This window comes from Pseudomonas sp. FG43, assembly GCF_057809175.1.
Window position 1 is genome coordinate 140,498 of record NZ_JBMDJL010000007.1, and the last position, 13,124, is coordinate 153,621.

The 13,124-nt window shown below is 57.7% G+C and carries 12 protein-coding genes; 4 read left to right on the top strand and 8 right to left on the bottom strand.

Annotated elements, in window-relative coordinates:
* Window positions 1-338 precede the first annotated feature (338 nt).
* The gene (locus tag ACODS3_RS10890) at window positions 339-1,100 is read left to right on the top strand and encodes a UTRA domain-containing protein (protein WP_201019298.1); all 762 of its coding nucleotides are present in this window, start codon (window positions 339-341) and stop codon (window positions 1,098-1,100) included.
* An 8-nt stretch (window positions 1,101-1,108) separates the two neighbouring features.
* Here the strand turns inward: ACODS3_RS10890 and ACODS3_RS10895 are convergent, their stop codons facing one another.
* The 6 genes from ACODS3_RS10895 to minC all read right to left on the bottom strand — a co-directional run bounded on the left by ACODS3_RS10895 (window position 1,109) and on the right by minC (window position 5,570).
* Window positions 1,109-1,273 (bottom strand): hypothetical protein, encoded by a 165-nt coding sequence (locus ACODS3_RS10895; protein ID WP_200999802.1) that lies wholly within the window; start codon window positions 1,271-1,273, stop codon window positions 1,109-1,111.
* A 124-nt stretch (window positions 1,274-1,397) separates the two neighbouring features.
* Window positions 1,398-2,687 (bottom strand): M18 family aminopeptidase, encoded by a 1,290-nt coding sequence (locus ACODS3_RS10900; RefSeq protein WP_489034223.1) that lies wholly within the window; start codon window positions 2,685-2,687, stop codon window positions 1,398-1,400.
* 109 nt (window positions 2,688-2,796) lie between these two features.
* Entirely contained in the window at window positions 2,797-3,432 is a 636-nt protein-coding gene (locus tag ACODS3_RS10905; RefSeq protein ID WP_117164164.1) for an RluA family pseudouridine synthase, read from the bottom strand.
* Window positions 3,433-3,523: 91 nt separating this feature from the next.
* Window positions 3,524-3,784 (bottom strand): cell division topological specificity factor MinE, encoded by a 261-nt coding sequence (gene minE / locus ACODS3_RS10910; RefSeq protein ID WP_025261136.1) that lies wholly within the window; start codon window positions 3,782-3,784, stop codon window positions 3,524-3,526.
* Window positions 3,785-4,597, bottom strand: a complete 813-nt coding sequence (gene minD, locus ACODS3_RS10915) for a septum site-determining protein MinD (RefSeq protein ID WP_200999800.1) — start codon at window positions 4,595-4,597, stop codon at window positions 3,785-3,787. It abuts the gene before it with no gap.
* 232 nt (window positions 4,598-4,829) lie between these two features.
* Window positions 4,830-5,570 (bottom strand): septum site-determining protein MinC, encoded by a 741-nt coding sequence (gene minC, locus ACODS3_RS10920; RefSeq protein WP_200999799.1) that lies wholly within the window; start codon window positions 5,568-5,570, stop codon window positions 4,830-4,832.
* A gap of 121 nt (window positions 5,571-5,691) precedes the next feature.
* Here minC and ACODS3_RS10925 point away from each other — a divergent pair, with 121 nt between their 5' ends.
* Both ACODS3_RS10925 and ACODS3_RS10930 read left to right on the top strand, forming a co-directional pair.
* Window positions 5,692-6,621, top strand: a complete 930-nt coding sequence (locus ACODS3_RS10925; RefSeq protein ID WP_200999798.1) for a lipid A biosynthesis lauroyl acyltransferase — start codon at window positions 5,692-5,694, stop codon at window positions 6,619-6,621.
* A 36-nt stretch (window positions 6,622-6,657) separates the two neighbouring features.
* Window positions 6,658-7,842 (top strand): patatin-like phospholipase family protein, encoded by a 1,185-nt coding sequence (locus ACODS3_RS10930; RefSeq protein ID WP_200999797.1) that lies wholly within the window; start codon window positions 6,658-6,660, stop codon window positions 7,840-7,842.
* A gap of 161 nt (window positions 7,843-8,003) precedes the next feature.
* Here the strand turns inward: ACODS3_RS10930 and ACODS3_RS10935 are convergent, their stop codons facing one another.
* Window positions 8,004-8,858, bottom strand: a complete 855-nt coding sequence (locus ACODS3_RS10935) for a pirin family protein (protein ID WP_489034227.1) — start codon at window positions 8,856-8,858, stop codon at window positions 8,004-8,006.
* A gap of 266 nt (window positions 8,859-9,124) precedes the next feature.
* Between ACODS3_RS10935 and ACODS3_RS10940 the strand changes: the two genes are divergently transcribed.
* On the top strand, window positions 9,125-11,731 hold the full coding sequence (locus ACODS3_RS10940) for an autotransporter family protein (RefSeq protein ID WP_489034229.1): 2,607 nt from the start codon (window positions 9,125-9,127) through the stop codon (window positions 11,729-11,731).
* Between the two features lie 232 nt (window positions 11,732-11,963).
* Here ACODS3_RS10940 and ACODS3_RS10945 read toward each other — a convergent pair whose 3' ends face one another.
* Entirely contained in the window at window positions 11,964-12,773 is an 810-nt protein-coding gene (locus ACODS3_RS10945; protein WP_489034231.1) for an alpha/beta fold hydrolase, read from the bottom strand.
* Between the last annotated feature and the right edge of the window lie 351 nt (window positions 12,774-13,124).

Sequence of the window (13,124 nt, forward strand, 5' to 3'; positions counted from 1 at the left end):
CACTTCCTTTCGGAAGCGTTCTTTGCGGATAGTTTGGTCTAGATCAGCAATACCTGAGCCAAGTTAGGCTTCTTGCATGACATTTTTGTGTCGAGAGTTGTTTTCTGTTCTATGGTCAGAGCATGTGTGCTGCGTTGCGAGCTAAGCGTAGACCATCTTGAATAGCTTGCTTCCCAAGGGATTTCAGGGTGTTCAAGCGACCATTGGCATGGATCGTGATGCGATTTGTCACATGATGGTCATATAGGCGACCTAGGCTTGAAAACACTTTCAATGGGGGGCTCAAGTCTTGAATCGTGCCCTTTAATGGAGCTGGTCTAGTCCAGGCAGGTATCTCAATGCGCGAAGATGTACCACGAGCGGTAACAACTATTTGCAACGCCTTGCAGGAGCAGATCGAGCACGGTTTGTTACCGTCCGGTAGCAAGCTGCCTGCCGAGCGCAAGCTCAGTGAGGTATTTGATACGACTCGTATCACCCTGCGTGAAGCCCTGGTGCAACTGGAGGCTCAGGGGCTGATCTATCGCGAGGAGCGACGCGGCTGGTTTGTCTCGCCTCCGCGTCTGGCCTATGACCTGATCCGTCGCAGCCACTTTCATGCGATGGTCCAGGCACAAGGGCGCGTGGCTGAAACCCAGATCATTTCAGCGCGATTGCAACCGGCTTCAGCGAAAATCTGTGAAAAACTCCAGTTGCCAGCGCTTTCCAGCGTGATCCAGATCTGCCGGGCGCGGCGCATCGACCAGCGTCTGGTGCTGTATGTCGAGCATTACCTGAACCCTGAGTATTTCCCCGGCATCCTTGATTGCGATCTCAGCCAGTCGCTTACCGAGTTGTACGCCAGCCGTTATGACCTGTGCTATGGCCAGGTGCATTTCGAGATTGTGCCTACGGCGCTGCATGCCGATGCCTGCGCGGCGCTCAAGGTTTCAGTGGGCAGCCCGGGTTTGTGCATTGCGCGGGTCAACTACGATCAGCGCGGTCGCCTGATCGATTGCGACCTGGAATATTGGCGGCACGACGCTATTCATGTCAGTGCGGTGGCGGGGGATTTTCTGTCAAGCCTGCCCACTCTCGGCGAGGCTCAAGTGAGTGCCTAGCCTCATGATCAGGTCAGCTTTTCGAGAATCTTGAAGCCGACCGTGCCGATCACGAAGACCATGCCGATCCAGATCATGAACACACCAGCACCCCGATCCCGGTAACTGAAGCCGACGCTGAGCAACAGCATCCCGATCACGGTAATCATCAGCATTGAATGGAACGGATCCATGGCCCTGTACCTCACTGACTCGGCACCTATGAGTCTAGATGGGTTTGGGGCTGGCGTTTTGATGTAGCGCAATGCGCGAGTGAACGGACCGGGCGGCGAACCGCTCACTCGCGAAGACGGGGAGTTACGGCAACTCGTGGCTGGCGTAAAACGCACTGAGCACTTTCACCAGATGCGACAGGTCATGACTGCCGGCCAGTTCGCGGATCGAATGCATGGCAAAGGTCGGCAAACCGATATCCACGGTGCGAATGCCCAGATGGCTGGCTGTGATCGGGCCGATGGTCGAGCCGCAGGCCATGTCGCTGCGCACCACAAAGCTTTGCACCGGTACTTCTTCGGCCATGCACAGGTGGCGGAAGAACCCTGCGGTTTCGCTGTTGGTGGCGTAGCGCTGGTTGCTGTTGACCTTGATGACCGGCCCGGCATTGAGTTTCGGGCCATGGTTGGCGTCGTGCTTTTCGGCGTAGTTGGGGTGAACGCCATGGGCGTTGTCCGCCGAGATCAGCAGCGACTTCTGGATGGTGCGCACATAGTCTTCGCCGTTGGGCAGCAGGCGCTGGATGATCTGCTCCAGCATCGGGCCGTCTGCGCCGCAGGTCGATGAAGAACCGACTTCTTCGTGATCGGTACACACCAGCAGAGCGGTTTCATCGGTGTCGCTGTTGAGCAGCGCTTGCAAGCCTGCGAAGCAGGACAGCAGATTGTCCAGACGGGCACCGGCAATGAAGTCGCCATTGAGGCCGACCACGGCTGCGCTCTGGGTGTCGTAGAAACTCAACTCGTAATCGAGCACCACATCGGCGTTCAGGTCGTGCTCGCGGGCCAGTTGCTCGGTAAGCAGGGCGCGGAAGTCGGCGCGTTCGTCACCGGCTACTTGGGCCAGGATCGGCGGCAGTTCGTTCTGGGCATTGATCGCCCAGCCTTCATTGGCCGTACGATTGAGGTGGATGGCCAGGTTGGGAATGATCGCGATGGGCAACTTGAAATCGATCAACTGGCTTTCGACCTTGCCATCACGACGGAAGGTGACACGCCCGGCCAGCGACAGGTCACGGTCGAACCAGGGCGCCAGCAGCGCGCCGCCGTAGACTTCCACGCCCAGTTGCCAGAAACCCTGACGCTGTAGTTCCGGCTGCGGTTTGACCCGCAGGCACGGGCTGTCGGTATGGGCGCCGACCATGCGAATCCCGCCGGTCAGTGGCGATTGGCGGCCCATTCTGAAGGCGACGATAGAGGAGTCGTTGCGGGTGACGTAATAACGCCCGCCGGTTTCGACAGCCCAGGTTTCACGCTCGTCCAGACGCTGGAAACCGGCCGCTTCGAGGTGATTTACAAGGGTTGCAGTGGCGTGGAACGGGGTGGGGGAGGCCTTGAGAAAGTCGATCAGGCCTTTGTTCAGCTCTTCGCGCATAAGTAGCTCCAGACAGCAGTGGCGCGAGTTTACCGTATTGGCCTCAGTCGTGCTTTTTCGCGAATGAATTCGCTACGCGGGCGTAGCAGCGAATTCATTCGCGAACACATCAAAACGGTGCCGCACACTCGAACTTCAACCGCTCACCACTGACCGGATGAGTGAAGCTCAGCATGCTGGCGTGCAGGCACAGGCGTGGATAGGCCGCCAATGCCTCGGGATGGGCATACAAGCCATCACCCAGCAGTGGATGCCCGATGGACAGCATATGCACCCGCAATTGATGCGAGCGTCCGGTGATCGGGGTGAGTTCCACGCGGCAGTGAGTGTCGTAGCGCTCCACGATCTTCCAGAAGGTCAGCGCATGTTTCCCGGACTCATGATCCACCACATGCCGGGGTTTGGTCGGCGGGTCGTAGCGCAGAGGCAGGTCAATGCTGCCGCTGTCCAGCGTCGGCTGACCCCAGCACAGGGCGGTGTAGGCCTTTTCTGTTTCGCGGTCATGGAACTGGCGAGACAGTTCGCGATGGGTATCGGCGTCGCGGGCAAGCAGGATGATGCCGGAGGTTTCCCAGTCCAGTCGGTGAACGATACGGGCTTCGGGATAGCCGTTTTCCTGCAGGCGGGTAATCAGGCAGTCCTTGTTGTCGTCGGCGCGACCTGGGACTGAAAGCAGCAATGTGGGTTTATCGATGACCAGAACGGCGGCGTCCTGATGGATGATGCGGATGTTCGACAACGGCATGCAACGGCCTCGAAACGCTGTAAACGCCAACGGCGGCATGGACGGCACTCCGAGGGAAGTGTCGCTCATGCCGCCGTGGGCAACCGCCGGATCAGCGATCTGGCAGGGTGATGTTGAGTTCCAGAATCGAACAGCTGCCCTGGTTTTCCAGAGCGACCTGTACCTGATCGGACTCGATGTTGACGTATTTGCGGATCACTTCCACCAGCTCTTTCTGCAGGGCAGGAAGATAGTCAGGCGTAGGAGTGCTTCGCTGGCCGCGTTCGTGCGCCACGATGATCTGTAGACGCTCTTTCGCTACCGAGGCCGTGCTTTCTTTTTTGCGGTCACGAAAGAAGTCAAAAATATTCATTTAGCGGCCTCCAAAAAGACGCTCAAACCATCCTTTCTTCTGCACATCGACGAAACGATGAGCAACGTCCTTGCCCAGCAAACGATCGACCGCATCGCTGTACGCCTGACCGGCGTCGCTCTGGTCGTCGAGAATGACCGGGATACCCTGGTTGGAAGCCTTCAGGACTGCCTGAGACTCTGGAATCACGCCCAGCAGGCGGATCGAGAGGATTTCCTCGACGTCTTCGACGCCCAGCATTTCACCCTTGGTGACGCGCTCCGGATTGTAGCGGGTCAGCAGCAGGTGTTCCTTGATCGGATCTTCGTTGCGCTCTGCGCGGCGGGACTTGCTGGCCAGCAGGCCCAGCATGCGGTCCGAGTCACGTACCGAAGAGACTTCCGGGTTGGTCACGACAATCGCTTCATCAGCGAAGTACATGGCCAGGTGAGCACCTTTTTCGATACCGGCCGGGGAGTCGCAGATCACGAACTCGAAGTTTTCCTTGAGTTCGTCGAGGATCTTCTCGACGCCTTCGACGGTCAGCGCATCCTTGTCGCGGGTCTGGCTTGCCGCAAGCACGTAGAGGTTTTCCAGGCGCTTGTCTTTGATCAGGGCCTGAGTGAGTGTCGCTTCGTTGTTGACGACGTTGACGAAGTCGTACACCACGCGGCGCTCGCAACCCATGATCAGGTCCAGGTTACGCAAGCCGACGTCAAAGTCGACAATCACTGTTTTATGGCCACGCAGAGCGAGGCCTGTGCCGATGGCGGCGCTGGTGGTGGTCTTGCCCACACCACCCTTGCCGGATGTAACCACGAGAATCTTGGCCAAGGTGTATCACCCCTAGAGGAAAAGGACAGTTAGTCCCTGAAGAGCATCCCTTGAAGCGACGTTAATCGAAGAATGATGGAAATCACGGAAGCTCGGCCATGAAAGATAGCTCTACGCTACTGCTTTCGGTTGATGCAACAGTCGAGAAACAGGTGTTTCTCAGGATTTCCTACAACCTTTACTACGTTTTCGCGACGAGTCAGAGATGCTTTGAAAATTGCGGCAGTATCCGTTAAAGACGAATGATGTTCAACACGTCGCCGGACAGGCTGACTTGTACCGGAGCCCCCCAGAGAGGATCCCTGCGCAAGTCTTCGGAAACCTTGTATTGCCCGGCGATTGAAATCAGTTCGGCGCCCAGTTGCTGGCAAAAGATCCGTGCCTTGGTGTCGCCCTTGATGCCTGCCAGTGCCCTGCCGCGCATTGGGCCGTAAACATGGATGTTGCCATCGGCCAGAAGTTCCGCACCGGGGCTGACTGGAGCCACGACAACCAGATCGCCACCCTGGGCATAAATCTGCTGTCCGCCGCGCACTGGAGCGGTTATCACGCGCGTTGGCTTGACGGTTGGCTCGGGCGGCTTCTCGGGAATCTTTTTCGGCGCCTCTGCTTCGACAGGCTCCAGCACACGTTCCCGGGCGCCGGATGGCGGCAGCACGGGAAGATCGACGGCGATGGCGGCGGCAATGTCTTCAATGCGGTTGGCCCGTATCGCCAGGGTGCGCAGGCCATGCTGACGGCAGACGCGCATCAGACCGGGCAGATCCACGGTTCCTTCATTGGGCGAGAGTTTGTCCAGTGCCAGGATCAGCGGTGTATTGCTGAAAAAATTGGGGGCCTGGGCAACCTTGGCCGCCAATTGACGGTCCAGGGCGTCGAGGTTGTTCCGGGCCAGCTCCATGACGGTGATGGCAAGCATGCTGCCTTTGAGCTGAAACACTGGGTCCGGGTTTTGCGATTCGATCTGGCTCATGGTCGGGATACACAACAGCTTGTCGCTAAAAGTGCCGAGACTTATAACGAGAACGCCCTCGGGCCGCAAGCCGGGTCGAACCGATGTAGAATGCGCAGCCTTTGTCCTGACGGAAGCTTAAATGGATCGCCCGCGTTTTAAAGCCAGTTTTCTTCACCCCCGTTTCTGGCCGTTATGGCTGGGGTTGGGGCTCTTGTGGCTGATTGTCCAGTTACCGTTTCGAGTACTGCTGGTGATCGGTCGGCTGCTGGGCGCGGCGATGTATTGCGTGGCCACTGATCGAAAATATATCGCCTCGCGTAATCTGGAGCTGTGTTTCCCGCATTTGTCTGCTGCCCAGCGCAAGCAGTTGCTCAAGGAAAACTTCGCTTCGACCGGCATTGCCTTCTTCGAGATGGCCATGAGCTGGTGGTGGTCCAGGCGTCGCCTGGCCGGGCTTGCCCGCATCGAAGGGCTTGAGCATTTGCAGCGTGCGCAACAGCAGGGGGAAGGGGTGATTCTCATGGCCCTGCACTTCACCACCCTGGAGGTCGGTGCAGCATTATTGGGCCAGCAGCACACCATCGATGGCATGTACCGCGAGCACAAGAACCCGTTGTTCGATTTCGTCCAGCGTCGCGGTCGTGAGCGGCATAACCTCGACTCCCTGGCCGTCGAGCGCGAAGACGTGCGTGGCATGCTCAAGCTGCTGCGTGCCGGCCGTGCGATCTGGTATGCACCGGATCAGGATTATGGCGCCAAGCAGAGCGTATTCGTGCCGCTGTTCGGCATTCAGGCTGCGACAGTGACGGCGACCAGCAAGTTTGCCAAGCTGGGCCGCGCTCAGGTCGTGCCCTTCACCCAGCAGCGGCTGGCGGACGGTAGCGGTTACAGGCTGGTGATTCATCCGCCGCTGCAGGATTTCCCCGGTCAGAGCGATGAAGAGGATTGCCTGCGAATAAATCAGTGGATTGAAATTGCCATCACTGAATGTCCGGAGCAATATCTCTGGGCGCACCGACGTTTTAAAAGTCGACCGGAGGGCGAACCGAAGCTATACAAAAAAACATAAATAAAAAGAATGGTTGTTCACTGAGGTTCGTTGTAGATGCCAGAACGTGCAGTAGTGACAAATGCAGTGAACGAGAAAGAGTCGGTTACCGGTTTGATTCTGTCTGGAGGTGGCGCCCGTGCCGCCTATCAGGTCGGTGTACTGGCGGGGATTGCCGACCTCCTGCCCGCAGGGGCGGCCAACCCGTTTCCCGTGATTGTCGGCACCTCGGCCGGCGCTATCAATGCGGTGAAACTGGCCAGTGGCGCGCTGCACTTTCGCATCGCCATCCGCCAGTTGACCGAGTTCTGGCAGGCGTTTCGCAGCCATCAGGTACTGCGCAGCGACTGGCCCGGCGTCATTCGTCAGGCGGGGCGTTTTTTCGGACGCAGCCTGACCGGGCTGGGCCGCGACATTCCTGTCGCGCTGCTCAACAGTTCTCCCTTGCGTGACCTGCTCAGTGACCGGCTGGACCTGTCAGGTATCGATGCGGCCATCGACAGCAATCATCTGCGGGCCGTGGCGGTCACGGCCTTTGGCTACGAGTCCGGGCAAGCGGTGACCTTCTATCAGGGCGGAGGCACCATCGAGCCCTGGTTGCGCCATCGGCGCATTGGCCTGCCGACTCAATTGACCGTGGATCATTTGCTGGCAAGCTCGGCGATTCCGCTGCTGTTCGAGCCCGTAAAGATCGATCATGAATATTTCGGCGATGGCGCGGTGCGGCAGTCGGCACCCATCAGCCCGGCATTGCATCTGGGGGCCAACCGGGTGCTGGTGGTGGGCGTCAGTGGCAATCCTCGCGGTGTACAGCCCAATAAACAGATCCATCGGGCTACCAGTGGTATTCAGCCGAGTCTGGCGCAAATCAGTGGCCATATGCTCAACAGCACCTTCATCGACAATCTGGAAAGCGATATTGAATTGCTTGAACGTTTGAACCTGATGAGTTCGTTGCTGGCCGATGAACAGGCCAGACGGCAACCTGGCATGGCTCCCGTGGAGGTGCTGGTGATTTCCCCGAGCCAGCCACTGGATGAAATCGCTGCCCGCCACCGCCACGAACTGCCACCGGCCCTGCGCACTTTCCTGCGCGGCCCTGGTGCGACCAAGACCAGCGGTGCCAGCGTATTGAGCTATCTGCTGTTCGAGGCGGGGTATTGCAGCGAACTGATCGACCTCGGTCGTCGCGATGCCATGGCCCAGCGGGACGAGTTGAAACGGTTCTTGCGGTTGGAGTAATCGTTTTTAAGGCATACCAGTCACTTGTGGGAGGGGCCTTGGCCGCGACGACTTGCTTACCAGCGCCTGAATGAAGTCGCGGCCAAGGCCCCTCCCACGGAGCATGACCTGACTGATCGGAATTACCATCTAAGCGAATTCATTCGCGATGCTTCTTGCTGTCAGGCCGTCAAGCGGTCATCCCTGAAATCCCGTAAGGCCTGTTCGATCTCTTCGCGGGTATTCATCACGAATGGCCCGTATTGCACCACAGGCTCACGCAACGGCTTGCCGGCAATCAACAGCACTCGCGCACCGCTTGAGCTGTTGATCTGCAACTCACCTTCATCGGCCAGCCGCACCAGACGGCTTGCACCAACGGCCTGCGGGCAACCTTCAACTTCGATACTGCCTTCATACACATAGAGCAACGCCCGATGTCCTTCGGGAATGCGCGGGCTGATGCTGCGGCCTGCGGGCAGGTGAAAGTCGAAATACTGCGGCTCGGTATCCGGCCGTTGTACGGCACCGTCCTGTTGAACCTGCCCATCGTCAAACCGGCCTGCAATGACCACCACCTCAACACCGGCTTCGGTGGTCAGGCGGGGAATGTCTTGCGGCTGGATGTCCTGATAACTGGCGTCCATCAACTTGTTCTTGCCCGGCAGATTCAGCCACAACTGGAAGCCGCGCATCACGCCTTCTTCCTGCTCCGGCATCTCACTGTGAATGATGCCGCGTGCCGCCGTCATCCACTGCACGCCGCCGCTCTGCAACAGGCCGACATTGCCCATGTGATCTTCATGGCGCATGCGACCTTCAAGCATATAAGTCACGGTTTCAAAGCCGCGATGCGGATGAGGCGGAAACCCGGCGATATAGTCGTCCGGCTTGTCCGAACCAAACTCGTCGAGCATCAGGAACGGATCGAACTGCTCGACACCCTGGCCGCCAAACACCCGCGTCAGGCGCACACCGGCCCCGTCTGAAGTCGGCTGGCCAGCTTGGATCGACAGCACTTTACGAAATTGAGCCATGAAAAGGGCACTCCTGGTCAGTTGGCAATGGCGACCATGGTATGCCTGTTTGATCGATGGATGGGTTTGAATTTCCCAGCTTAACTATCGGTTTTGTTGATTGGTCTGGCGAATATTTGTATCGGCTATTTTAAAGCTTTGTATCAAACCGCCGACAACGCCGCGTAGGACTCTGACTCGCCAAACGATCGGAGTGCGAAACGCATTCACGGTGGAATGCAAGCTGAGCAGGGCTGCTGCTGAAGTAAATCGATGGACCACAGGCTTTGAACCGGAATTTTCAGAAAACGCTATTGGCACTGATCGTGGGTGCCTGTGCTTGTCAGGCTTTTGCGCTGGATTACGACGTCAGTCAGGGGCGTAATGCGCTGAACAATCAGACCTTGAGTGGCGGGTTCAACCTGATTGGGCAGGTTTCGCTGCAATCGTCCGCGAATGAAAGCGTCTTTCAGTTCAGGCGCTCTGCACTGAGCGGTTCGTTCATCAACGCCGCGGACATTACCATCGATACAGGTGGTTTTGCTGTCAGGGCGCTGGAGTTCGGCGCAATGTTCGATCCTGTCACCGCTGGCGTCAATAACGGTCCCGGTGGCGGCGGTTCGATTGACGGTGATCTGCGCAACGAGGGCTCTATTACGCTCCAGCGAGCCGATAGGGGCGCAGGCATCGATATCAGTAACATCAGTGTCACAGGTTCTGTCGTCAATGCCGGAAAGGTCCTGGTCGTTGAAGACAGCGCATCAAGCCTGTTCCGCGGAGCAGAAGGCATTTACCTGCATGGCTCACAAATCGCCGGTGACTTTATCAACTCGGGCTCCATTGAAATGCACGGAGAGTATGCTACTGGCCTGATCTTTGATTGGCATGGTTCTGCAATGTTGAGCGTGGGAGGGAAACTGCTTAACTCGGGTTCCATCCTGGCCGTGGGTGACAACTCCATCGGTATGGATCTAGAGGCCCCATCAACGCCGCTGCACGTCGAAAACAGCGGTTCGATCATTGCTCGGGGTAATGCTTCCGAAGGTGTCGCCTTGTGGGATGGCACGCTCGATGTCCTGCACAACAGCGGTCGTATCAGCGCCTCCGGGGACGATAATGCACACGCCATCATGATCCAAGGTACCGATTTCACGACCACCAATGCTTCCGGTTCAAGAGGCATCGTAAACACCGGAACCATTACCTCCCAAGGTGATGCGATTGTGGTGACGAGAGATGCCTTGCCCGTCGGTTTTGAAATCAATCAGAAAGCAGGGCTGATCGCCAGTGATTCCGGTGCTGCTATCCGTGGGCGTAACCTGGCCACGCTGAACTGGAGCGGCGGCGAGATTCGCGGTGACCTGCTTAGAATGGCGGCGGTGAATGTTCAGGGCCAGGCGGCTTTCACGGGGACGACCATCGACAGCGATGTTGTTGTCCAGCGGGGCGGCTCCCTGAACCTGGATCGTGCCGGCAGCGCCATTACCGGCAATCTGCAACTTGCCAATCAGGGCGCACTGGATATGCGGCTGTCCGATAGCACTGTAAATACCACGCCTTATCTGAGCGTTGCAGGTGCCGCGAGTTTTGCATCGGGTTCGCGTATCACCCTGAGTGCCAACCCCGGTGATTTCAACCCGACCGCTGAGGGCAAGACTTACGCCTTGCTGTCCGCGGCCAGTGTGCAGAACAGCGGTTTGACCGTGAGTAGCGTATCCACCTTGCTCGATGTTGCCAGCTATAGCGTTGATGCCGATTCGGTTGAGGCCGTGGTCAGGCTCAAGTCCGACCAGCAAGTGAGTCAGGAGTTGGGCAGCGCAGGCAGCGATCAACGTACACAAGGCCTGATCAACCGCTTCAAGAACAACGTGATTGGCCAGCTCGACAGTAATGACCGGGTATTCCAGTCGTTCGCCAACGCCAGCACCGCTCAAGAACTGGATGAGCTTGGCAAGCGGTTATCACCCGATGTCAGTCGTGGTGGAGTGGACGCAGCTTTGGCCGGGCAGGGAGCCAGCAGTTCGGCAATCGATACCCGTATGACGGGCTTGCGCAGTGGGCTTTCCTCAGGCGATGAAGTGGCTGAGAACGGCGTGTGGATGCAGGTGTTGAACAGCAATATGGATCAGGACAGCCGTGGCGGTGTGGAAGGCTACTCGGCCAATGCCAGCGGTGTGGCTGTGGGGATTGATGGTCGTCTTGCTTCCGGGGCTACTCTGGGTTTTGCCTATTCCTATGTGAATGCCAACTCGACCTCCGACATTGGTTACAAGACCGATGTGCAGGGCAATGCGCTGTCGCTGTACGGAAGCTGGGAGAAGGGCAACTGGTTTACTCAAGGCAGCGTTTCCTATGGCCGCAATGATAACGACAGCCGCCGCAATGTGGCGGGCACGCTGGCCAAAGGCAACTTCGACAGTGACGTACTGAGCATCAATACGCTTGTTGGCTATGGCTTGCGGTTCAGCGACCAACTGTTGATCGAACCGCGTGTGGCGGCTCGTTATTCCAAGGTGCAGGTCGACGGGTACACCGAGCGAGGCTCATCCGCAGCTTTGCGCAACAGTGACCAGCGCTTTGAAACCGGAGAGATCGGGGCCGGTTTACGGGTTGCCAGCGAAGCCCCTTTGCTTGGTGGCACGCTCACGCCTGAACTGACACTAATGACCTATCACAACCTGATCGGTGACCGTATCAGCCAGACGTCGGCATTTGCTCAGGGCGGTTCGAGTTTCGTGGTCACGGGGGCAAAATCGGCCCGCGACAGCTACGAAAGTTCTGTTGGCGTGAGTTATGCCATCAGCGCACTGACTCTGGGTACCAGCTACACCTATCAGGGCCGTTCGGGCTACGACGCTGAAACCCTGATGTTCAAGGCGCGCTATGCGTTCTGATATTCGCGTTCGGGTAGGAGCAGAGCAGCTTTTGCAGTGTGTTGAAGGCTGCTCTGCTCAATCCGGTCTTACGGACTAATGCTGGTCAGTCAGGCCATAAATCACTTTGTTGGAGTCAGCTTGCTGGCGAATTCAGCGTACAAACGCAGAATATCTGCCGTTTTTCAGGCCTTTGTCGCCAGCAAGCTGCCTCCCACAAGTTTTGTTGTGCCTTGACTGATCGGCATCAGCCTTACTGACACTGAATCGGGCGGGAAAGCATTTGTCCATCAACGGCCTCCATGAGCGTTGCATGGGAACCTGGCAGGCTGATGACTTCACTGCAATCAGGCCGGGTTCTGGCGAGAAAGCCTGTCAGCAGTACGGGCGGCACAACGGTATCGGTTGTTCCAGCGAAGTGCCGTTGCGCAATCTTTTTGAGTCGCAGGCTGTTTTCCAGCGGATCCAGCGAGCCCTTCAAAGGCGAAAGCTGATGCAGTGCGACCCAGGCGTGAGGATCGACATTTCCGGCGATGGTCTGGATCTGCGAAATGTCGTCTCGCTCTTCAGCGATCAGCAACGCGACCGCAGCCCCTCCCGAATAGCCTATCAACTCGATTGACGAGGCGTTGTAGCGAGTTTTCAGGCGGTCGATCACATCGTTGAACGCTTCAATGACGCGACGGCTGAACCTTGCATCTGTCCACACCTCACTGACACACGCCTTGGACATCACGAACTGGCAGGGCCTGGCAACGTAGACGCCGGCGTGATCCGGGTCCAGAGCCAGGCGAGCCATGTCCGGTTGCCGTGGCGAAGGGTCAAGGCTTGGCTGGCTGCCCGTTGCCCAGGCGCGGCCATCCCCTTCAATGAAAATGCTCAATCGGCCACCTTTGGGTAGAGATCGAGGTGTAACGATTTGCAGCGCAAAGGTGCGGGTTTCAACCACGCTGGCTTCTGCGTCCTTGGCTTGAGCCCATGAATAGAGGTTTTCCTGTTGGCTGGCGCAGCCTGACAAGGTCAAGCTGATTGCCAGAGCCGTTACCCTGATTAACTGCTGCATGGCGCTTCAACGCAAAAGAAAAGGAAGCGATCCTGCGCCTGAATGGAGGCGAAGTCGAGGGCGGTTCTTGCCTGGCTTTTGACCCGCAATTTTCAACCCGGACAGGTTGAACTGGTGGGAGCTGGCTATGGAACATTGCTTATGACCGCACGCTGTCGGGGCTTAACCCCCTGATCTTCTTCCTGCTCCGGCACCGTCCGAAGAATGGAGCATCTTGGTTCTGTTGATTTTTCCTACGGATGTTTCGGAGGGTGACTGCATCCCTATTTTTTTAAATCGCTAGATTGGTCGCCGCCAGGAAGGGGCGTGCTCAGTCATTGACTGGGTATGCCAATACAGCCATCAAGAAGA

Bases quoted from the DNA above. Each gene is read 5' to 3' on its own strand.
- ACODS3_RS10890 (WP_201019298.1), top strand. From the start codon at position 339: ATGCGCGAAGATGTACCACGAGCGGTAACAACTATTTGCAACGCCTTG.
- ACODS3_RS10895 (WP_200999802.1), bottom strand. From the start codon at position 1,273: ATGGATCCGTTCCATTCAATGCTGATGATTACCGTGATCGGGATGCTG.
- ACODS3_RS10900 (WP_489034223.1), bottom strand. From the start codon at position 2,687: ATGCGCGAAGAGCTGAACAAAGGCCTGATCGACTTTCTCAAGGCCTCC.
- ACODS3_RS10905 (WP_117164164.1), bottom strand. From the start codon at position 3,432: ATGCCGTTGTCGAACATCCGCATCATCCATCAGGACGCCGCCGTTCTG.
- minE (WP_025261136.1), bottom strand. From the start codon at position 3,784: ATGAATATTTTTGACTTCTTTCGTGACCGCAAAAAAGAAAGCACGGCC.
- minC (WP_200999799.1), bottom strand. From the start codon at position 5,570: ATGAGCCAGATCGAATCGCAAAACCCGGACCCAGTGTTTCAGCTCAAA.
- ACODS3_RS10925 (WP_200999798.1), top strand. From the start codon at position 5,692: ATGGATCGCCCGCGTTTTAAAGCCAGTTTTCTTCACCCCCGTTTCTGG.
- ACODS3_RS10930 (WP_200999797.1), top strand. From the start codon at position 6,658: ATGCCAGAACGTGCAGTAGTGACAAATGCAGTGAACGAGAAAGAGTCG.
- ACODS3_RS10935 (WP_489034227.1), bottom strand. From the start codon at position 8,858: ATGGCTCAATTTCGTAAAGTGCTGTCGATCCAAGCTGGCCAGCCGACT.
- ACODS3_RS10945 (WP_489034231.1), bottom strand. From the start codon at position 12,773: ATGCAGCAGTTAATCAGGGTAACGGCTCTGGCAATCAGCTTGACCTTG.